General features: G+C 56.6%; 23 protein-coding genes and 1 tRNA gene. 13 read left to right on the top strand and 11 right to left on the bottom strand.

The features are described from left to right. Nucleotides 1-182: 182 nt before the first annotated feature. The gene (locus MWU39_RS02505) at nt 183-614 is read right to left on the bottom strand and encodes a helix-turn-helix domain-containing protein (RefSeq protein ID WP_247158397.1); all 432 of its coding nucleotides are present in this window, start codon (nt 612-614) and stop codon (nt 183-185) included. A gap of 79 nt (nt 615-693) precedes the next feature. On the opposite strand from MWU39_RS02505, the gene MWU39_RS02500 reads away from it, so the two are divergent. From MWU39_RS02500 to MWU39_RS02490, 3 genes are read left to right on the top strand one after another with little or no spacing between them, the layout of a single operon-like run. Beyond that, the gene (locus MWU39_RS02500; RefSeq protein WP_247158396.1) at nt 694-1197 is read left to right on the top strand and encodes an isoprenylcysteine carboxylmethyltransferase family protein; all 504 of its coding nucleotides are present in this window, start codon (nt 694-696) and stop codon (nt 1195-1197) included. Nucleotides 1198-1208: 11 nt separating this feature from the next. Continuing rightward, nucleotides 1209-1781, top strand: coding sequence for an isoprenylcysteine carboxylmethyltransferase family protein (locus MWU39_RS02495; RefSeq protein ID WP_247158395.1), 573 nt, complete (start codon nt 1209-1211; stop codon nt 1779-1781). Beyond that, complete coding sequence (locus MWU39_RS02490) at nt 1778-2194, top strand: DUF4345 family protein (protein ID WP_247158394.1); 417 nt, start codon at nt 1778-1780, stop codon at nt 2192-2194. Before MWU39_RS02495 ends, MWU39_RS02490 begins: the two co-directional genes overlap by 4 nt. Before the next feature lie 140 nt (nt 2195-2334). Here MWU39_RS02490 and MWU39_RS02485 read toward each other — a convergent pair whose 3' ends face one another. After that, entirely contained in the window at nt 2335-2619 is a 285-nt protein-coding gene (locus tag MWU39_RS02485; RefSeq protein ID WP_247158393.1) for a metal-sensitive transcriptional regulator, read from the bottom strand. Between the two features lie 77 nt (nt 2620-2696). Here MWU39_RS02485 and MWU39_RS02480 point away from each other — a divergent pair, with 77 nt between their 5' ends. Together MWU39_RS02480 and MWU39_RS02475 are read left to right on the top strand one after the other, a co-directional pair. After that, the gene (locus MWU39_RS02480; RefSeq protein ID WP_247158392.1) at nt 2697-4394 is read left to right on the top strand and encodes a copper resistance system multicopper oxidase; all 1698 of its coding nucleotides are present in this window, start codon (nt 2697-2699) and stop codon (nt 4392-4394) included. Then, nucleotides 4391-5518 carry a copper resistance protein B gene (locus tag MWU39_RS02475; protein ID WP_247158391.1) on the top strand — a complete coding sequence of 376 codons (1128 nt, stop codon included), beginning with the start codon at nt 4391-4393 and terminating at the stop codon, nt 5516-5518. Before MWU39_RS02480 ends, MWU39_RS02475 begins: the two co-directional genes overlap by 4 nt. 69 nt (nt 5519-5587) lie before the next feature. Here the strand turns inward: MWU39_RS02475 and MWU39_RS02470 are convergent, their stop codons facing one another. The 4 genes from MWU39_RS02470 to MWU39_RS02455 all read right to left on the bottom strand — a co-directional run bounded on the left by MWU39_RS02470 (nt 5588) and on the right by MWU39_RS02455 (nt 8749). Then, on the bottom strand, nt 5588-6220 hold the full coding sequence (locus MWU39_RS02470; protein ID WP_247158390.1) for a tyrosine-type recombinase/integrase: 633 nt from the start codon (nt 6218-6220) through the stop codon (nt 5588-5590). A 98-nt stretch (nt 6221-6318) separates the two neighbouring features. Next, nucleotides 6319-6897: a DUF5681 domain-containing protein gene (locus MWU39_RS02465; RefSeq protein ID WP_247158389.1), complete on the bottom strand. Its 579-nt coding sequence runs from the start codon at nt 6895-6897 to the stop codon at nt 6319-6321. Then, nucleotides 6894-7433, bottom strand: a complete 540-nt coding sequence (locus MWU39_RS02460) for a DUF5681 domain-containing protein (protein ID WP_247158388.1) — start codon at nt 7431-7433, stop codon at nt 6894-6896. The genes MWU39_RS02465 and MWU39_RS02460 overlap by 4 nt, the downstream gene beginning before the upstream one ends. Continuing rightward, nucleotides 7430-8749 (bottom strand): DNA methyltransferase, encoded by a 1320-nt coding sequence (locus MWU39_RS02455; protein ID WP_247158387.1) that lies wholly within the window; start codon nt 8747-8749, stop codon nt 7430-7432. Before MWU39_RS02455 ends, MWU39_RS02460 begins: the two co-directional genes overlap by 4 nt. Nucleotides 8750-8938: 189 nt before the next feature. On the opposite strand from MWU39_RS02455, the gene MWU39_RS02450 reads away from it, so the two are divergent. Genes MWU39_RS02450 through MWU39_RS02440 form a run of 3 tightly spaced genes read left to right on the top strand, consistent with a single transcriptional unit; the run spans nt 8939 to nt 11189 of the window. After that, on the top strand, nt 8939-9178 hold the full coding sequence (locus MWU39_RS02450; protein ID WP_247158386.1) for a DUF3489 domain-containing protein: 240 nt from the start codon (nt 8939-8941) through the stop codon (nt 9176-9178). Then, nucleotides 9175-9585 (top strand): DUF2924 domain-containing protein, encoded by a 411-nt coding sequence (locus MWU39_RS02445; protein ID WP_247158385.1) that lies wholly within the window; start codon nt 9175-9177, stop codon nt 9583-9585. The genes MWU39_RS02450 and MWU39_RS02445 overlap by 4 nt, the downstream gene beginning before the upstream one ends. Further along, nucleotides 9582-11189, top strand: coding sequence for a recombinase family protein (locus MWU39_RS02440; RefSeq protein WP_247158384.1), 1608 nt, complete (start codon nt 9582-9584; stop codon nt 11187-11189). The genes MWU39_RS02445 and MWU39_RS02440 overlap by 4 nt, the downstream gene beginning before the upstream one ends. Before the next feature lie 373 nt (nt 11190-11562). On the opposite strand, the gene MWU39_RS02435 is transcribed toward MWU39_RS02440, so the two are convergent. Next, nucleotides 11563-11652 (bottom strand) — tRNA-Ser (locus MWU39_RS02435). Nucleotides 11653-11729: 77 nt separating this feature from the next. On the opposite strand from MWU39_RS02435, the gene MWU39_RS02430 reads away from it, so the two are divergent. After that, nucleotides 11730-12890: a peptidylprolyl isomerase gene (locus tag MWU39_RS02430; RefSeq protein ID WP_247158383.1), complete on the top strand. Its 1161-nt coding sequence runs from the start codon at nt 11730-11732 to the stop codon at nt 12888-12890. Then, nucleotides 12887-13222 (top strand): DUF1905 domain-containing protein, encoded by a 336-nt coding sequence (locus tag MWU39_RS02425; RefSeq protein ID WP_247158382.1) that lies wholly within the window; start codon nt 12887-12889, stop codon nt 13220-13222. Before MWU39_RS02430 ends, MWU39_RS02425 begins: the two co-directional genes overlap by 4 nt. On the opposite strand, the gene MWU39_RS02420 is transcribed toward MWU39_RS02425, so the two are convergent. The 3 genes from MWU39_RS02420 to hemF form a co-directional block, all read right to left on the bottom strand. Further along, a complete protein-coding gene (locus MWU39_RS02420) occupies nt 13219-13578 on the bottom strand; it encodes a VOC family protein (RefSeq protein ID WP_247158381.1) in 360 nt (119 codons plus the stop codon). The genes MWU39_RS02425 and MWU39_RS02420 overlap by 4 nt on opposite strands. Beyond that, nucleotides 13578-15668, bottom strand: a complete 2091-nt coding sequence (locus tag MWU39_RS02415; protein WP_247158380.1) for a bifunctional (p)ppGpp synthetase/guanosine-3',5'-bis(diphosphate) 3'-pyrophosphohydrolase — start codon at nt 15666-15668, stop codon at nt 13578-13580. Before MWU39_RS02415 ends, MWU39_RS02420 begins: the two co-directional genes overlap by 1 nt. Nucleotides 15669-15731: 63 nt before the next feature. Next, nucleotides 15732-16589 carry an oxygen-dependent coproporphyrinogen oxidase gene (gene hemF, locus MWU39_RS02410; protein ID WP_247158379.1) on the bottom strand — a complete coding sequence of 286 codons (858 nt, stop codon included), beginning with the start codon at nt 16587-16589 and terminating at the stop codon, nt 15732-15734. A 142-nt stretch (nt 16590-16731) separates the two neighbouring features. Here hemF and pdeM point away from each other — a divergent pair, with 142 nt between their 5' ends. Next, nucleotides 16732-17439, top strand: coding sequence for a ligase-associated DNA damage response endonuclease PdeM (pdeM, locus tag MWU39_RS02405; protein ID WP_247158378.1), 708 nt, complete (start codon nt 16732-16734; stop codon nt 17437-17439). Nucleotides 17440-17538: 99 nt separating this feature from the next. Continuing rightward, the gene (gene infC / locus MWU39_RS02400; protein WP_247158377.1) at nt 17539-18057 is read left to right on the top strand and encodes a translation initiation factor IF-3; all 519 of its coding nucleotides are present in this window, start codon (nt 17539-17541) and stop codon (nt 18055-18057) included. Nucleotides 18058-18124: 67 nt separating this feature from the next. Here infC and MWU39_RS02395 read toward each other — a convergent pair whose 3' ends face one another. Continuing rightward, nucleotides 18125-18562, bottom strand: a complete 438-nt coding sequence (locus MWU39_RS02395) for a GNAT family N-acetyltransferase (RefSeq protein ID WP_247158376.1) — start codon at nt 18560-18562, stop codon at nt 18125-18127. Nucleotides 18563-19020: 458 nt separating this feature from the next. On the opposite strand from MWU39_RS02395, the gene MWU39_RS02390 reads away from it, so the two are divergent. Next, nucleotides 19021-20151, top strand: a complete 1131-nt coding sequence (locus tag MWU39_RS02390; RefSeq protein WP_247158375.1) for a DUF547 domain-containing protein — start codon at nt 19021-19023, stop codon at nt 20149-20151. Nucleotides 20152-20179 lie beyond the last annotated feature (28 nt).

Genomic DNA, 20179 nt, shown 5'->3' with positions numbered 1-20179 from the left:
GCAATTGCGTTTAACAGCGTTGTTTTTCAACGGAAGCGACAGTTCGCTTTCACCCCCAGAACCGCGCAACAAGCGATGGCTCAAAGTGGGCCGGAAACGGACTGTCCGGTTCTGGCCAGCAAGGCACACCGAGCGGACCTTCCGGCTCACGACCAAATTGCGGCCTTTGGAGAATTTTCGCTTTAGAGCGACTTCAAACGCTCGTGTCTGTCGGCCTCGCATTCAGAATGATCATTGATTGCAGCCATGACTTGGCACCCGCCAACTTTGCCGCCTTGGCAATTCTCGATCATGCGTTTTAACTCACGCTCTAAGGCTTCAAGCTGAGCAAGCCGCTTTTGCACTTCGAGAAGTTGCTTCTGTGCAATTGTGTCTACAGCTAAGCAGTCTTGATCGGGCTCGGTTTGCAATCCAATCAAATCCTTGATTGCTTCCATCGAGAAACCAAGTTCACGGGCATGCCTGACAAATGATAGACGCTCCACGTCAACGCTACCGTATAGCCTTTGTCCACTCGCGCTGCGCTCTGGGATGCCCATCAAACCGATGCTTTCATAGTAGCGAATAGTGGTCACTTTTACGTTTGCAGCGCTAGATAGACGGCCAATTGTCATTGGTTTCATAAGAATGTGCGTTTCTCTCTTGCCTCTACAGTCGCTGTAGACTGTATCACCTACATCGAATCATTTTCAAGTGAGTGAAACGATGAGCAAATCTTCGCAAAGCAAGCCTGCCAAAGACACCAAAAGGCTCTATTTTCCGCCGCTCTTGCAATTCGCCATTTATGGCATTGCGAGTTACTTTTTAGCGGTGAACATCCCATTCCTAACTATCCAGTCCGGAGTATTCTTTTGGCTATCGGTGCCGATGGTTCTGGCTGGTTCGCTACTGCTGCTGCTATCTGTAAGATCATTCGCAAGGGCAGGGACAACGGTAAATCCGATTGAACCTGAAAAAGCCGAGCGGCTGGTAACAACAGGTCTATATCGCTTCACGAGAAATCCCATGTATCTCGGCATGCTGCTTGTTCTTCTTGGTTTGGCCTTCGCCTGGCAGAACATCGCCGCGTTTAGCGGGGCATTGCTTTATGCAATTTCCATAACCGTCTTTCAGATCATTCCAGAAGAGCGTGTTCTTGAAGAGAACTTCGGAAATGCCTTTGCCGCATATCGCGAGCAGACAAGGCGCTGGCTATAGGAGCAACACTGATGATCGACTTTCCTTCGTCCACGCCTTGGATATTATTTGGCGTATCGGCCTGCGCAATATCCGCGATAGTCATCCTGGCTGCATTTGCGGCCTTGAGTGGTAAATTCAAGTTCTTCCCGCCACCGACGAAAGAGGGTTGGCAGCACCGAACCTTCATGACGCTGTTTCGGTTGTTTCTTTACCCATTGGCGGCGCTTTCGTTTCTATTTTTCGAGCCTGTGCCTCCCGCGTCCTCCCTCCCTCAATATTCGATTGGAACTCTGTTGTTGGTGATAGGGTTCTCGCTTGCTTTCTGGGTCACTTTCCAGATGGGCTGGCGCAATGCCTTCGGCGAGAAACATGGCCTCAAGACCCAAGGGTGGTTCAGCGTAAGCCGTAACCCTGTCTACGTCGCGACATGGGTTGGCATGATTGGCTGGGGCTTGCTGGCCAACACGCCGCTGGTCTGGATATTGTTGGTGTTCTGGGCCACCTTGTATTTGCTCGCTCCCATCTTCGAGGAACCATGGCTAGAGCAGCAATATGGCGAAGAGTATTTGGACTACAAACGCGGGACAAGGCGGTTCTTTTGATCAGCTGCTTCCGCAACGGTGCCAGCCGCCTCTACCCTACCATTGCTGGCTGCATTTTTCTGGCATTAGCGATAGTCACTTTTGTTCAGCCAGAAATTTTGCACTATTACGATATCAACCTCGACCAACCATCGGCGCGCACAGCAATGCGCGCCATGATCGGCGGCGGTGAGATTGGGATTGCCCTAACCTTGCTGTTCGGCGGTCACATTCAATTGTCTCAACAGCAGCGCAGCCTCATTGCAGCGATTATTTTCATTTCTGTGGGATTGAGCAGGCTCGGCGGGGTCTGGATTGAAGGCTTGGATTTCTTAACTACTCAACCGCTACGCGAAGTTGCCATCGAACTTGTGCTTGGCGGTGCAGGGCTTTGGGCGGCTAGCAACTGGAAAGCCAGTGAGGGCAGAAATTGAACTCCAACGGTCCGCTTCCCACCCCATAAACAGCCTCTTAGCGGCAAATCGGGTGATGCGGGGACTGACTGGCGGCTAGACTGGTTTTGGCGCTAAGAACGAACTGACTGGCAACGACCCAATTGCGGACATTGCTCACGCTACTTCCGTGTCCGCTCCAGCAGGTCCACAAGTTCCTCAAACTTCTCCCGCTGTTCGCCCTCGTCACCACTGGCGATAGCTTCCGCAACGCAGCAAGCCGCGTGATCCTTCAGTACCTGCGTTTCGACCTTCGCGAGTGCTGATTTGATCGCGGCGATCTGTTGGAGGATATCCATGCAATAACGGTCATCCTCGACCATCTGCGCGACGCCGCGCACTTGGCCCTCGATCCGCTTGAGGCGGTTCAGCTTGGCGCCCTTAGTTGTTGCGGAGTCTTTGGCCATAGTTCGCTTTCTGATTGAAATACCCTAGGGGGGTATATAAACGTCATCTCACTCGTTCAACAGAGATTTTGTTCTATATGCCTAAGCTCTCCCGTCGCAAACTTATCACCAGCACTGCCACATTGGCCGCAGCATCTTCGCTGCCCATGCCTGCTTGGGCGCAGGGCGGCTCGCTGCCGCATGCAAAGAACGGTTTTGGCGAGTTATCCGGCGAAGACATAAAGCTCTCGATCGGGGATGCGCACTTCATGACGGGCGGACAGTCAGGTCACGCCTTTGCGGTGAACGGCACTGTGCCCGGTCCCCTTATCCGCTTACGCGAGGGGCAGGACGTTCGCCTGCACGTCACTAACAAACTGGACGAAGACAGTTCGATCCACTGGCACGGCCTGCTGTTGCCGTTTCAATTCGATGGAGTTCCCGGTGTCAGCTTCCCCGGTATCAAGCCGGGTGAGACCTTCACCTATGAGTTTCCGATCCGTCAGACAGGAACCTATTGGTGGCACTCGCACTCTGGCCTGCAAGAGCAGGCTGGCCACTATGGTCCGATCATCATCGAGAGCGAAAAACCGGACCCGCGCTATGATCGCGACTATGTGGTGCTGCTGAGTGAGTTCACTCCGATCCATCCGCATCAGATTATGCGTCTGCTGAAAGTTGGGGAGCACTATTTCCAAAATCAGATGCAAAGCGCGACCGAGGGTGAGATGTCGGGCGAGATGCGCCGCATGTGGGGCCAGATGCGCATGAACCCACGCGACATCGCGGACGTATCGGGGCAAACTTACACCTATCTCATCAATGGTCACGGCCCTTCTGATGATCTGCAACTGGAGTTCAAACACGGCGAGCGTGTGCGGCTACGCGTTATCAACGGCAGTGCTATGACATTCTTCAATGTCCGCATACCCGGCGTCCCTATGACGGTTATTCAAACCGACGGACAGGACGTTGATGAAGTCGAGGTGGACGAGTTCCAGATTGGCGTTGCCGAGACATATGACGTCATCGTCCAGCCCATAGATGGCAGTCACGCCATCGTTGCAGAAGCCATGGATCGAAGCGGGATGGGCGTTGCCAGCCTTACTTCGCATCCCGGCCATATCGCCACTCCTCCCGCCTTGCGTGAGATACCGACACTGACCATGACCGACATGGGCATGATGGATCACGCTGCGATGGGTCATGGTGGGGGCCATGGCGATATGGGCAGCATGGATCACGATATGCGCGACACCTCGCTGCTCCCCGATGATGTCGAGGCCGGACCCGGCGTCGATATGGTCGCGCCGATGCCAATGGACCGGATGGACTTCCCCGGCCTTGGCTTAGACAAAGTTCCGCACCGCGTGCTGCGTTACACCGACCTCAAAGCCAAACGCATGAACCCGCACCGCGAAGTTGACCGGGAAATGGAGATACATCTCACCGGGAACATGGAACGCTATATGTGGTCCTTTGACGGCAAGAAGTTCACTGCCGTCACCGATGACCCGATCCGTTTCGGATATGATGAGCGTGTCCGTGTGAAGCTGGTCAATCAGACCATGATGGCGCACCCGATCCACCTGCACGGCCATTTCTTCGAGATGGTGAACGGCGCGGACCATACGCACCAGCCTTTGAAGCACACAATGGTGGTGCAACCGGGCGGCACGGCGACATTCGATCTCACCGCGAACGAGCCGGGCGACTGGGCCTTCCATTGCCACCTGCTTTACCACATGCACGCAGGCATGATGCAGGTTGTGACCGTGCGACCTTTCCCAGCATGACGCGCTTTGCAAAAATCGCCGCCGCTTTGCTCGCCTTCTCGCCCATAGCTGCGGCGGCTCAAGATCATTCGGGGCACGGCGGCCATGCCGGGCATGGAGCGCGGGATGCCAAGCCTGAAACGGAAACGGATCATTGCGCCATGGGCCATTTGCCGCCCGAGCAATGCCCGCCTAAGGCTGAGGAAACCGCAGAAGATCAGGACGCTCCAGCACCGGACCACAGCAAGATGGACCATTCGCAACATGCCGCGCCCGACCATTCGGCAATGGACCACTCGCAGCATGGCGCGAAGGATGATGGCTCAATGGATCATTCCAGGATGGACCATAGTGGCCATGGGGCCGCCCCAAACAAGTCTGTTCCCGGTGCCGCGCCCGAAGATGCAGTGCCCGCGCGAGCCTTCGATGGCCCGCGCCATGCCGCCGATGCGATCTGGGGAGCTGGCGCCATGGCACCAAGCCGTGAAAATCTTGCCCGCGAAAATGGCGGGATGCGCACGGGAAGCGTTCTCATTGAAAGACTTGAGGCTCGCGTCGCAACAGATGGCGGCGAGGACGGATATGTCTGGGATGCGCAAGCCTTCTACGGCGGCGACATCAACCGCTTTGTTTTGAAAACAGAGGGTGAAGGCGAGTTCAGCGGTGAGTTGGAGGACGCGGAAATACAGGCACTGTACAGCCGCGCCATTGGCCCCTTCTTTGATCTGCAAGCGGGTGTGCGCTTTGACCCAAAGCCGGACACACGTGGGCATCTGGTTGTCGGTGTTCAGGGCCTTGCGCCCTATATGTTCCATGTCGATGGTGCGCTCTTCTTGTCGGATCGAGGCGATCTTATGGCGCGCTTGGAAGGCGAATACGATCAGAAGATCACGCAGCGGCTGATCGTGCAGCCGCGCCTTGAGGTGGAATTGGCGGCGCAAGATATTCCCGAACGCGGGATTGGTGCTGGGATCACTAAGATCGAGCCGGGTGTGCGGCTGCGCTACGAGATCGAACGCGAGTTCGCGCCGTATGTCGGCATCGAATATGAGGCTGCGTTGGGGGAAACCGCAGACATCGCCAGAGCCGCTGGCGAAGACCCGGATGGGTTGAAGGTCGTGATCGGCCTGAGGGCTTGGTTCTAGCTATGGACGTGATGTCCGCTTCCACCCCCAGTAACGGACGCCAGCTCTCGAGCCAGCGCCCGTGAGCGGTCAAATCTCAGTCTTCTCTGCAAGGGTAAGAGCGTCTTCTATATCGACACCAAGGTATCGGACCGTGTTTTCAATCTTGGAATGACCGAGCAATATCTGGATCGCTCGGACGTTGCCCGTGGCTTTGTAGATGATCGAAGCCTTCGTTCGACGAAGCGAATATGTGCCATATTCCTCCGGACGCAAGCCAATCGCTGCAACCCACTCATCGACAAGGCGAGCGTATTGTCGGGTGCTCAAATGACGGGTGTGATCCACTCGGCTTGGAAAGACGAAGTCCTCGACGTCACCTCCTCGCAGTTCCAGCCAGGTAAACAGGCTTGCTCGCGCATCTGCCGCAATCTCGAACTGAACAGGCCGAGCGGTCTTGCGCTGAGTGATAGTTGCTCGCGCTCTGATCTCTAGACCGCTGACCAAGTCACCGATCTTCAACTCAACAAGATCAAAGCCTCGCAGCTTGCTATCGATCGCCAGATCAAACAGCGCGCGATCTCGAACGCGCTTTTCGCGATCTAGAAAGAAACGGATCGCCCAAATCTGTTTCTGATTGAATGGACGCTTGGGCCCAATCTTCGCTCCAAAATTCCAAGGCACTCGGTTTTGAGCTGCAGGATCGAAGGGTGAGTAAGTCATTGTCATTCCCCGTGGCCGGAATGGCCACAGAGAATGTCCGCTTTCGGGCACTAAGATCTCGAATGACTACGTCTTATGTTGGGGCGCAAAGCAGCCGTTCACTCAGTGACCGTCCACCAGTCCGGCCAGTTCACTTTGTGCGGCATACGGGTGCAGTTCCACACCTCGCGTTGTTCCGCCTCAGTGAGCTGTTGTTCGCCAAGCCTAGCGAGTGCGGCCTCAACCGCCCAAGGATTGATTTCCCAACGCACGCGCTTTTTGTCGGTTGGGAACTTCTTTGTGGTCATGCCGAGCGTTCGTAGAACGCACTCGATCTGCATGGGCACAGTCACGATCTTCGTGATCCCAAGACCTTCCGCATCCGCACTCTTCGCACGCGCGGTTTCAATGGCAGCCAATGATGACCGAGCCGCCGCGCTGTCACCGGCCAGTCCTCTCTGCGTGAGCTGAAGGATAAATGCCTCAGCCGCGGTGATCCGGCGCTTGCGTCCTTCCTCTCGTACCGTGACCATTTGTCCCAGAACATGATTGTACGGGATCTGTGAGTTGCGTTTGCCTTTTGGCCGCCCTTTTGGGTTGCCGGACTGGCCCTTCTTAAACCGGGTCGCGCTCGGCGGCTTGCCGTAGCCTACCGACTGTGATTGATCCGTTTGAGCATTGGCTTTTCGCTGATTCATGCGTCGCTCCCCCGCGGCCAGCGCAGCCTCTCAGAACCTTTGGTGAAGAACTTTATGTCGCTAATGTCCTTCGCCTCCAGTTGACGCTTACCCGGGCGGCTCAAGCCAGCTTGTGCGGCCCAAGTCGTCACCTTCCAGCGAGGTTCGGCATCAGAACCTAAACTTGGCTCTGGCTCAGTTTCAATCATGCCCAGAATGGCGAGAGCCTCGGTCGCATTGTGGGCGCTTTGCTCGTGCACCGTGCTGATTTGTCTGGTGGCCGGCTTGTTACGCTTCGCAAGCGCCGTCTCGCGCTTTTCGATCATCTTGAGCACCTGACGGATCGCCATTTTGCTCCCACCCAAAGCCGCTTGATAGGTCTGGAGCTGCAGGCCTTCCTCGACGGTCAACTCGCGGGGCTTGCCGCCTTCATTGACGGTGAGAACCTTGTCGAAGACAATATCGAATGCAGAAACATTGGGGCGGCGCTTCTTCGGCCTGCCTGCGGGATTGCCCGACTGCCCCTTTTTGAAACGGGTATCGCCGCCGCGGCTCATTCCGCGTTCTCTAGCTTGTAGTCTCCGCTCGACGATCGATGGATCAGCTTGGGTTCTTTGCCCGTGATCTGTGACCAGCGGGTCATCGCCACATCGACATAGGCCGGGTCTATATCGAGACCTCTGAACGCGCGCCCTACCCGCTCTGCTGCGATCAGGCTGGTGCCCGAGCCCAGGAAGATGTCGAGCACCAGTTCGCCTTGGCGCGTCACATCGCAGATCGCATCCGCCACCATTGCAACCGGTTTGACCGTAGGATGCAGCGCCAGATCCTCGCGCCGTGATCCGCGCATCGAGTTGACCGAGGCATAGTCCCAGACATTGGTGCGGTTGCGGCCGTGCTTGCCGAGCTCCACCGCGTTTGTGTGCGGCGCATCGCCCACCCGGTAAACAAACACCATTTCGTGTTTGGACCGATAGAGCGATCCCATCCCGGCATTGCTCTTGTTCCATACGCAGATGTTCAGCAGCTTCTTGTAGACTTCGGTTACTGATGCTGTGACGTCATCCATATGGCGCCAGTCCATACAAACGAAGTGGACTGCGCCGTCGCGCGATACTTTGGCGCAGGCACCTAATGTATCGGTGAGAAAGGTCTGGAACTCGTTGTCGCTCATTTCGCCGGAAGCCATTGCGAACTCGCGGTGTCGGCCGGCCGCGTTGACATGTCCGTTGATCTTCACATTGTAAGGCGGATCCAAAAACGCGCAGTCGATCTGTCCGCCCTCGCCGATCAGCTTGGCCAGAAAATCTGTATCACGGCCATCACCGCACGCGACGCGGTGTTCGCCAAGTTGCCAAATGTCTCCGGTCCTTACGCGCGGTTCGGAAGGCACTTCAGGTATCACTTCGTCGTCCGGGTCCGGGCTGTCCGCCAGCACGACGTCGATCTCGCCGGAACTGAACCCGGTCAGACCCAGATCAATATCGATCTCGGGCATCGATAGCTCGGTCAGCTCGAGCTTGAGGATTTCCATATCCCAACCGGCATTGAGCGCGATCTTGTTGTCTGCAATCCGCAGCGCTTTCTTCTGCGCTTCAGATAAACCGGCCAGTTCAATCACCGGCACTTCTGCAAGACCCATCTCCTTGGCTGCTCGCAATCGGCCATGGCCTGCGATGAGGTTGCAGTCCGGATCAGCAAGGATCGGGTTGGTGAACCCGAACGCCTTTATCGAGGCGATGATCTGTTCGATCTGCCGCTTGGGATGCGTGCGCGCATTGCGGGGGTCGGGAACAAGACTCGCGGCCGCCTTATAGACGACATTGAGCGGGCGATCGGCGTAGGGAAGCGCCGCAGGAGAGGGTTTGCTCATATCATGAACATATCAGGTTCAAACCAGCATTCTAAGGTAGGTGAGCAAACACTATGGGGATAAACTGTGGGCTAAACTTCGACTGGACTTCAATGCATTAGCGAGCATGAGTGTCTCTTGCGCCCGGAGATCCGGGCCTTTTTCGGTAGCAGCCGCCATTTCGGCGCCCGCGTCAACCGGAGAACACCCATGGCCAAGGCATCACAAACAAAGACACCCAGAGCTAAGAAACCGAGCAAACTGGACTCACTTCAAAAACTGCTCTTGCGCGCGAACGGCGCAACCATCGCGGAGATGATGAAAGCCACAGGCTGGCAGCAGCATTCCGTGCGAGGCGCGATGGCAGGCGCGCTTAAGAAGCGCGGTCTCACTATTACCTCCGAGAAGGTGGATGGCGTCCGCCGTTACCGCGCTGAGGTGTCGTCATGAGCATCGATGAGACCCAACAGCTCGTTCGCGAGATTGCAGCTATGGACCTTGAAGAACTGCGAGCCGAATGGAGGCGGCGCTACGGCGTCCCTCCAATCCTGCGCTCGAAGCCGATCATGCGTCTGATGCTGGCATGGCGAGTACAAACCGAAGCATATGGCGGGATTGATGCAGAAACCCGCAAAGCGCTTTCCCGAACCGGCTCGGCTCAACCAGAAGGACGGCAACTCGGCGTTGGCGCAGTCTTTACCCGCACTTGGAAAGGCCGCGAGATCAAAGTCGTGGTCGAGGAAGAAGGGTTCCGCTGGGAGGATGAGCTCTATCCAAGCCTCTCAGCTGCGGCGACCGCAATTGCTGGTAGCCGCTGGAACGGGCCTCGGTTCTTTGGCCTTAGGGATGCGGCATGACCAAGGGCAAGCAACCGGTCCGCTGCGCAATCTACACCCGCAAAAGCTCCGACGAAGGGTTAGAGCAATCGTTCAACAGTCTCGATGCGCAGCGCGCGGCAGGCGAGGCTTACGTAACCAGTCAGGCCAGCGAAGGCTGGACCATAATCCCGACCCTCTATGATGATGGCGGATATTCGGGCGGGACGATGGAGCGGCCCGGTCTGCAGGCTCTGCTAAACGATATCGAAGGAAACCGGATCGACGTTGTGGTGGTCTACAAGATCGACCGGCTCACGCGTTCGCTGACCGACTTCTCTCGCATCATTGAAACCTTCGATAAAGCTGGCACCAGTTTCGTGTCAGTGACCCAGTCGTTCAACACCAAGGACTCGATGGGACGGCTCATGCTCAATGTGCTGCTTTCGTTTGCACAGTTCGAGCGCGAGGTCACCGGCGAACGCATCCGCGACAAGATCGCTGCATCCAAAGCCAAGGGGATGTGGATGGGAGGCAATGTGCCGCTAGGTTATGACGTCCCTGCAGCCGGCACGCGTACATTGCAGATAAACAAGGATGAGGCCGAGACCGTGCGGGGCATCTTTAGCCGCTACCTCGAGCTGGGATCCGTCCACGCCCTTCAACGTGATCTCACCGAGCGAAAGATTTTCTCCAAGCTTCGCATCTATTCAACCGGACGAGTATCGGGCGGCACCCCTTTCAGCCGCGGCGCTTTGTTCCATCTGCTGCGCAACCGCGTCTATCTCGGTCAGATCGTACACAAGGATCAGGTGTTCGAAGGCGAGCATGACGGGATCGTTGATCCAGAACTGTTCGAGCGCGTGCAGCGCAAGCTCGATCGCAATGCTCGCCGCCACAGTTTTGCCGCAGAGCACCGCGTCGCCAAAGCGCCGCTAACCGGCAAGCTGTTTGATGCAAATAGCGAGCTTATGAGCCCGTCATTCTCACGCGGAAGATCCAATCGGGTTTATCGCTATTACGTATCCTCCTCACTTCAGCAAGGCAGCAGCAAGTGTGATGACGCCATCGTCCAGAGACTCCCGGCGACTGCGATAGAGACGATAGTCTCTGATACGGCTGCGCGCTGGCTGCCACACCATGAGGCCCCTCTTGATCTCATACGTGCCGTTCGGATTGCAGATGACGGATTGGTATTCGAGTTCGCCGCAAAGCTTGCCGATGGCGTTTCCCGATACCTTCGCGGCAGCGAATTGATCATCCATTCCTCCGCCAAGGTCTGCTGCATCAAAATGCCGATCTCGCTTCCGCTGCGTGGTGGGCGGCGTCTGATCATTGCCAAAGGCAAGCCGGACATCAGACCTGATCAGACTTTGATTGCGGCGCTTCGCCGCGCGCACTCATTGCTCGGACGCGATCGCAAAGGCATGCCTTTGCTCGAGACGTCGCCTCCCGCCGCTTATGATCGAAACCTTGTCCGGCTTGCGTTTCTCGCGCCAGACATTCAGCGGGACATTATCAGCGGACGTCAACCTGCATCGCTCAACCTCCAGCAGCTTATCAAAATGGACATACCGATTTGCTGGAATGAGCAGCGAAAAGCGCTGAACTGGCCGAGCGCCCAGCTAACCTGTTCTGCTGAGTAACAGGCCTGTTATTGCGAATTCGCCCCCTGTTATGGGCGAATAAGTACCCTGTTACGGCGAAGAACAGGGAAACCTCCTTTTCCGGTATCTAAGTCGCGGCAATCACGAGCTTTCATCAGTGATTCTCTACCCAAATCTAAGCGAAACGGCCTGTTTTGGCCTCGAAATGCACGTTTTTCCCTGTTCTTTCCCTGCTAAACAGGGAAACTCTACCGATTGCGATTGGCGCAGAGACCGGCCCCGCAAATCTCGCCTGAAACGCTCTGAGACTGATGCTGAAGAGCGCGCCAACGGCGGTTTGGCCTGTTCAACACCGCGCGCACCGCGGCTTTGCAGAGGCGCCCTGTAATCAGAGATTGGTGCTGGGGGTGGGTGGCGGAGACGGTGGGATTCGAACCCACGAAAGAGTTGCCCCTTTACACACTTTCCAGGCGTGCGCCTTCGACCACTCGGCCACGTCTCCGCATGCCATTACGGCAGATGCGGGCCTCTAGCTTTCCTGCCATTGCAGCGCAAGCCGCATGATGGCACGAAGTGAATATGAGAACATTATTCCTTGGCATCACCGCGCTCGCCCTGACCTCCACGCTTTCGGCTCAAGAAGCTCCAGCTGGAGCGCCATCGCCCAATGCCATCGTCGATGCGGCTGCGAAGGAAGAGTGGGTTCAGATCGACACCGAAGATTTGATCGTGATGACGCTTGCGCCCGATGCAAATGGGAAGCCGCGCGAAGTGGTGATCCAACTGATGCCCGCGCCGTTTTCGCAAGGCTGGGTCAGCAACATCCGCACGCTCGCCCGCGCCAAATGGTATGACGGGATCAGCGTCAACCGCGTGCAGGACAATTACGTCGTGCAATGGGGTGATCCGGGATACGACAATCCCGAAAGCGGCGAGACCGAGCAGAAGCGTTTGCCCGAGGGGCTTAAGGTGATGGGGGAGAGTGACTACTCGCAACCGATGGAAGTAATGGCAGATGCAGTGGCTGAGAATGAATTTAAAATGGAGAGAGACCAAACGGGCGAATTTACGCTCACCCCTGAGGAGAGTGAACGGCGTTCAATGCTTTCGATTGCAACCACAAGAACGGATTCTGCTCCACAAGGGTGGCACCAGCGAGACTCGTATTCGTATTTCGTCGAATTCTTTGAAGGCTGGCCAATAGCCTCCGACACACCCGAAGACTCCGCCCAATTCTGGCCCATCCACTGCTACGGCATGGTCGGCGTGGGCCGGAATTACTCGCCGGACACGGGCTCAGGCGCGGAGCTTTACACCGTCATCGGCCATGCGCCGCGTCATCTGGATCGCAATATCGCTCTGGTGGGTCGCATCATCGATGGGATGGAGCACCTGTCTTCGCTACCGCGCGGCACTGGCGAGCTTGGCTTTTACACCGAAGAAGAGGCCGAGCTGCGCACTCCAATACTGTCGGTCCGCGTGGTTAGCGATCTGGCAGCGACCGGCACCTATCAAGAACGCAGCGCCACTGAGCGCAAATATGCCTACGAATATCTCTCCACGGAAAGCGAAACCTTCGCCAAATATGCCGATGCCCGCGCCAATCGCCGCGATCCGTTCTTTATCAAGCCCGCCGGCGGTGCGGACATCTGCAACATCCCCGTGCCCGTCCGGAAGTTTGAATACACACGCTACGAACCGCTCGACGGGCCTGCGCCAGGCCAAGCCGAGGCCGAGTGAGCGAGACAGTCACCGCCACGCTCCCGCTGAAACGGTGGCAGGGCGATCGCGGCACCTATCATCTCGTCAATGTCACAAGCGATGCGGCGGAAACGATCGCCATGCATGCGCGCCTGCACCGGCTTGAGTTCGGCAAACAGCGCGGCTTTGGCTCGGTCAAAGTCATCGCGCGGATTGGCGGTACGGAATGGAAAACGTCGGTATTCCCGATGAATATCGAGGAAATGTCCCGGCAAACCAAAAACTGGACCTTGCTGGTGAGCAAGAAAGTCATGCGGGCCGAAGATTTGGCCGAGGGCGATCCGGTCGCCCTCGAACTCGATCTGCTTTAAAGGCGCTGCATCAATTCGATCCGGTTGCCAAACGGATCGGTGGTGAAAAAGCGGGCATAGCCATCGACTGGTTTGTCATCGCGGGTTTCATACCCTGCCGTCTCCAGCCGCTCCTGCACCAATGAAAGGTCATCAACGAGAAACGCCGGATGCGCTTTTCGTGCAGGCGTGAAATCGGGATCGACGCCGATATGCAAATGCGCGCCGCCTCCAGTTAGCCAGAGGCCGCTTGGCGAAAGATTAGCGGGTTTCGGCACTTCGACCATCCCCAGCAGACCGCAAAAGAACCCGCGCATCTGATCTTCGCCGCCCGCCGGTATGGCGAGTTGCACATGATCAAGCCCGATAACGCCCACTAAATGCGTTCTGCCTGAGCCACCGCATCGCTGGCGCGCAGCGCGCTGAGAATGCGGGCAAGGTGCGACAAATCCTGCACTTCGGCATCTATGCTATACGTCACAAATGGATGATCGAGCTGTGATTGCGCGAGGCTGGTCACGTTGCTTTTGTTCTGTGCAAACAGGCCAGCCATTTCAGCCAAAGTACCCGGACGATCATAAATCGTAACGGAAAACCGCCCGACCGCACCGTGGGACCGCTTGCCCCATGACAGATCAAGCCAGTCGGCATCCACCCCGTTGACCAGCTCAAGGCAGTCGATCGAGTGCACCAGAACAGTCTCACCTTTGCGTCTAAGGCCCACGATCCGATCACCGGGGACCGGATGGCAGCATTCGGCAAGCTCAAAGCCGACGCCGGGCGTCATCCCTTTGATCGAAATAGCGCGGTCACGCGGGGACCATTCATTGTCGTCTGCGAAATCGGCGGTGCATCCGGGGACCAATGCCTCCATCACTTCGCGGTCGGTCAACTTCGCCGCACCGACAGCGAACATGAGGTCTTCCGGCCCTTCCATATCCAGCCGTTCTATCGCTGCACGTATGGCTTTCTTGCCGATCCGAGCGGGCACCTTTTTCGCGATTTCATCAAACAGTTTTGAACCGATAGCCGCGACTTCAGCGCGCTCTTTCTGTCGCACATTCCGACGGATCGCGGCGCGCGCTTTCCCCGTCACGACAAAGCTGAGCCACGATAGCTGCGGTTCTGCGCCCGCCCCTTTTATGACTTCAACCACATCGCCGTTCTGCAACGTCGTGCGAAGCGGCATGTGCCGTCCATTGATCTTCGCACCGAGACAGGAAAGGCCCAGATCGGTGTGGACCGCAAAGGCGAAATCAACCGCGCTTGATCCTTTGGGCAGCTGGAACAGCGCGCCTTTCGGCGTGAAGGCAAAAATGCGATCCTGATAAATCGCCATGCGCGTATGCTCGAGCAATTCCTCCGCATCATGGCTGGCATCGACAATTTCGATCAGGTCACGCAGCCAGCCGACCTGCCCATCGGCACTGTCCGACTGTTTGTAAGCCCAATGCGCCGCGAGCCCAAATTCATTACGGCGATGCATTTCGCGTGTGCGGATCTGCACCTCAACCCGCATCGAATTTTCATACATCAGCGAGGTATGCAGCGATCGATATCCGTTGTTCTTCGGTGTCGAGATATAGTCTTTGAACTTGCCCGGCAGGAACTGCCATGTCGTGTGCAGAATGCCCATCGCGCGGTAACAATCGGCTTCATTCTCCGTGATGACACGGAACGCCATGATGTCGGTGACCTGTTCAAAGCTGACATGCCGTTCGGCCATCTTGTGCCAGATCGAATAAGGATGCTTTTCGCGGCCGGACACCTCAACGGTCAAACCCGCTTCAGCCAGAGCCTGTTTGATCTTTAATGCGATTGCATCGACCTGACCGCCGTCTTGCCCGCGAAGTTCCTCGAGCCTTTTGGTGATCGTAGTGAAGGCTTCGGGCTCAAGCTGTTCGAAAGCGAGCAGCTGCATCTCGCGCATATATTCATACATGCCGACGCGCTCAGCCAGAGGCGCGTAGATATCCATCGTCTCGCGCGCGATCCGTTGGCGTTTTTCCGGCTTTTTGATGAAATGCAGCGTGCGCATATTGTGCAGCCTGTCCGCCAGTTTCACCAGCAGCACGCGGATGTCCTCGGACATGGCGAGCAGGAATTTGCGCAGGTTTTCCGCCGCGCGCTCGTCCTCCGGCATGGCCTCGATCTTGGAAAGCTTGGTCACGCCATCGACCAACCGCGCGACCTCGGGGCCAAAATTGGCCTCGATATCCTCAATCGTGGCAAGCGTGTCTTCAACCGTATCGTGCAGCAGCGCAGTGATGATCGTTTCCTGATCCAGCTGCAGGTCGGTCATCAATCCTGCGACTTCCACCGGATGCGAGAAATACGGGTCACCACTGGCGCGTTTCTGGCTGCCGTGTTTCTGAACGGTGTAAACATAGGCGCGGTTGAGCAGCGCTTCATCAGCGTCCGGGTCGTAATCTAGGACCTTTTCAACGAGTTCGTACTGGCGCAGCATGGGAATGAATGTGCGGGCCAGCGCGACTTATTGCAATGCGAAAAATGCTCTGTTCTTAACCAGTCAGCCCCAAGTCGCCCTGGGCGGCAGGCTCATCAAGATCGCATCTATGTTTCCGCCCGTTTTCAGGCCGAAAATCGTACCGCGATCATAGACGAGGTTAAACTCGGCATAGAGACCGCGATATTCGAGCAATCGCGCTTCGTCTTCGGCGGAAGATTCGCTGCCCATCCTCTTGCGCACAAGCTTGGGATAGATGTCGAGGAATGCTCTGCCGACGTCTTGTGTAAATGCAAAATTGCGATCCCATGACGGATCATCATCGCATTCGAGGTGGTCATAGAAAATGCCGCCTACGCCCCGATGAACTTCGCGGTGCGGGATGTAGAAATACTCATCCGCCCACTTCTTGTATTTCTCATAATAGGTCGGATTGTGAGCCATACAGGCCGCGCGCATGCTCGCGTGAAATTCATCCGTATCCTCTTCATAGGGAAGCGGAGGGTTGAGATCGGCGCCGCCGCCAAACCACGCTTTGCCTGTTGTCAGGAACCGGCAATTCATATGGACAGCAGGGACATGGGGATTGTGCATATGCGCGACCAGACTGATTCCGGTTGCGGTGAAGCCGGGGTTTTCGGGATCAGCGCCATTGATATTGCCGGCAAACTCTTTCGGGAAATTGCCGCGCACGGTCGAAACGTTCACTCCGACTTTCTCAAAGACTTTGCCCTTCATCAGGCCCTGAACGCCTCCGCCCGGGTCATCATTGCCTTCTTCTTCGCGCTGCCAGGGCGTGTATTGAAACGTCGCGTCCGATCCGCTGTCACGCTCAATCGATTCAAATTCAGAGCATATCTGGTCACGCAGAGTTTCGAACCACTGTTTCGCCTGATCCGTCTTTGGCGCCCAATCGCTCATTTGGTGTTCCTCGTCTCTCAGGCTGGCATGCAACGCGCAATGTCAGTTGATCTGCCAATCCGCTTTGACACAGATCAAGTCAACAGGGTGTTGGTCGCAATCGCGCTTGCCAAAGGCGAACGGCCGCGCCTAAAGCACCATCATGGTTCCCGTTTCGTTCGCACCTCTGGATTTCGCCGGTGAAGAGCTTGTTCTGATGAAGAGCAACGCGCTTTACTGGCCGCGCGAGCGGGCGTTGCTGGTTGCTGATTTACACCTAGAAAAGGGCAGCTGGTATGCCAAGCAAGGCCAGATGCTACCGCCTTATGATAGCCGCGAAACGCTCGAACGGATTGCAGACAGCGTAAAAGCCACTGGCGCACGCCGCGTGATCACCTTGGGCGATAACTTTCACGATAGCGAAGGGACAAACCGGTTGGATCCGTATGCGGCGGGAATGCTGGAATCCCTCACCCGGGCGCTCGATTGGGTGTGGATCACCGGCAATCACGATGAAGAGATGCAGCGCTCTTTCGGGGCCACTCTGGTCGATGAAATGGAGATCGGCGGGATTACTCTACGACACGAAGCCAAACGCGGCGAAACACGCGCAGAGCTTTCTGGGCACTACCACCCAAAAATGCGGGTGAAAGTCAGAAACAGGCACATTGCGCGGCCCTGCGGCGTGGTCAGCCGATCAAGCGCCGGCGGAGACCGGATGATCCTGCCCGCATTTGGCGCCTATACCGGCGGAATGGATGCGGGCTCACCCGAAATCCTCGAAGCGCTAGGTCCAGCCAATCAGATCGATGCAGTTCTGCCAGCAAAGGGCAAATTGGTCACATTCCCGCTTTATCGCGCAGCTGCTTAAGACTCATCTGGCGTTTCGGCCATGCAGGCCTTACATAGCGCGCATATTACACAGGCTATTACAGGAGAATCTCACATAGCTCGTCCACCCCGGCGCTCGATGGCCCCGCCAACTAAAAGCGGCCCTCGCTACGATCAGTTTATTCAAGTCCCCAAGGTCCGCGTCATTGATGACGAAGGCGAGAACCTTGGCGTGATGTTTACCAATGAAGCGGCAGAGCAGGCCAATGAGAAAGGCCTGAACCTTGTGGAGGTGTCCCCCAATGCGGACCCTCCAGTGTGCAAGTTCCTGGATGTCGGCAAGTATCGCTTCGAGGCCCAGAAAAAAGCCAATCTGGCGCGTAAATCGCAAAAGACGCAGGACATCAAAGAAGTCAAAATGCGTCCAAACATCGACACGCATGATTATGACGTGAAGATGCGGAATGTGACCAAGTTTATCAGCAATGGCGACAAGGTGAAAATCACACTGCGTTTCCGCGGCCGTGAAATGGCTCACCAGAACCTAGGCATGGACCTGCTCAAACGGGTGCAGGATGATTCAGCAGAAATCGCCAAGGTTGAGGCTTTCCCTCGCCTTGAGGGCCGCCAAATGCTGATGGTGCTCTCGCCGAAATAGGCAATTTGTGTTGCGCATCCCGATTTGGGGATGCGGACAGGAAGCTGGCTTCACCGCCAGCTGTATATTAGGCTGCCGGGTGGATCATGGTCCAGAACTTTGGACCTCCGCCCGGCACCTCCCACTCAGAGTCAATTCGAAAGCCGAGCCGCGAGTAAATCGCGACATTGGCGGGCGTTGCCGTTTCCAGAAGCACACCCTGCCCGTGTTCTGCCGCATGGGCGATCACCGCTCTTACAGCGGCACCGCCCCAACCTTGTCCCTGAGCATGCGGGGCAACACCGACATATTTGAGATAGGAGTAAGGCTGCGGATGCGGATGGCGGGCATGCATTGCCTCGGCGACCTTTAGCCCGCGCGGTAACGCAGTCTTGAACATGCCGACAAGGCGGATTGAATCCCACAAACGATCATCCTTCACTTCTCCAGAAGGATAGATAAGCGCTGCCGCGTGCCCCTGCTCTGAGGCTAGAACCGTGCCGTAACGCAGGGATTGCTCCACCATTAGTTTGAAAAAGCGCGGTAACATCCGTCGCCTCGCATCCGGGTCGGCTACAATCCATGATAATGCAGGGTCGTCCTGAAATGCCTGAGCCAAGGTCAAAGCAATTTGAGCATTTGGTCCGGTTACGGTTTGTATAGAACGCTTCGCTTGCATGGCGACACTCTATGCCACCCCGCCTGCGTTACGCATAGACTGGACCGCAGCCGACCAACAGCAGGTGTGTTCGATGAATAACACACCGCATCCGACAACCGGCAACACGCGCAATTCATTCGCGGCTATACAATAGTTCACGAGGCCGGGATCGGTTTTAGCCCTAACGGGTTTCCCCAAAGCCGATCCCGCTTCGGCAACGATAATCAGCTACGTGGCGCACATACCCCGCTCCTCCCCCGGAGCACCCCGCAAAAGCCCCGAAAGAGGGCATTAAATAACCTGTTCAGGAAGGACTGATCATAATGCCCCGCTTCCAAGCTCTTACCCTCACTGCTGCCAGCGCTCTTGCGCTGATCGCCGTCCCTGCATCAGCTCAGAACGGCTCAGCCAGCGATCCGCAGTTTGCCACCTTTGTCCCGTCCTCCAATCCCAACAATGACAAGATCGATTACTCGATCTGGGATGAGGCGATGAAGAATGTTGTCGTCTCGATGGGGCCATCGCTCCGCGAAACCGCAGGGCGGCCTGACCCAAGTTATGGCTCGCGCCGTCAATACGGCCATGTCTCGCGCTATCGCCTGGAAGGCACGCGGATCATGTTCAGCTTCCTCGATTCCGATGTGAAAGCCAGCTTTGGCGAATATCGCCGCGATCTGGAAGCGACCGCAGACACAGTCGACATCCAATCGCTGTCTCGCAACGAACAGCTCGCTTTCTGGATCAACCTTCACAACGTTGCGATGATCGAAAAAATCGCTGACGAATGGCCAGTGCGCCAGCCGCGCGAGATCAAGATCGGCGGCGTTCCGCTGGATGATGCGAAATTCCTGACCGTTGAAGGCATCGCTCTTAGCCCGCGCGATATTCGCGAAAAGATCGTGTTCCAGAACTGGAACGACCCGATGGTCATTTACGGTTTCTGGCGCGGCGAAATTGGCGGACCATCGATCCAGCGCGAAGCATACAATGCGGACAATGTGGCCCGTTTGCTCGACAAGAGTGCACGTGATTTCGTGAACTCGCTGCGCGGTTCGCAGAAATCGGGCAACACACTGCAAGTTTCCGAGCTGTATGCAGAGGCTGCTCCATTCTTCTTCGACAATTTCGGAGCGGATGTTCGCGCGCATGTCGCGGAATATGCCAACGCCGATACCAACGCGCTTCTCGCCGCTACCACTGATGTAGAAGCGGTGATTAAGGAATGGGACATTGCCGATCTGGCCGGCGGCGTTCGTGAGCCTACCTATCAGAACATCGAATCCGATGGCCGCACGCCAAGCTTCCGCATCCCGCAAAGCATGGCGCGCCTTCTTGCCCAGCGCGAAACCAAATTCCGCAAGATACTGCGTGAAGGCCGGACCGGTACTGTCACGTTTAGCAACATCACCCTGCCCGGCGATCCGGAAGACAAGGACAATGGCGAAGTCGAATAAGGCACGGCCATAAATCTAGGCCAGTCTC

The sequence above is a fragment of the Erythrobacter sp. F6033 genome (genome assembly GCF_023016005.1).
In the GTDB taxonomy this organism is placed as follows: domain Bacteria; phylum Pseudomonadota; class Alphaproteobacteria; order Sphingomonadales; family Sphingomonadaceae; genus Erythrobacter.
Note: the sequence above shows the minus strand (reverse complement) of the source record. Positions and strands in the feature narration are given on the sequence as shown.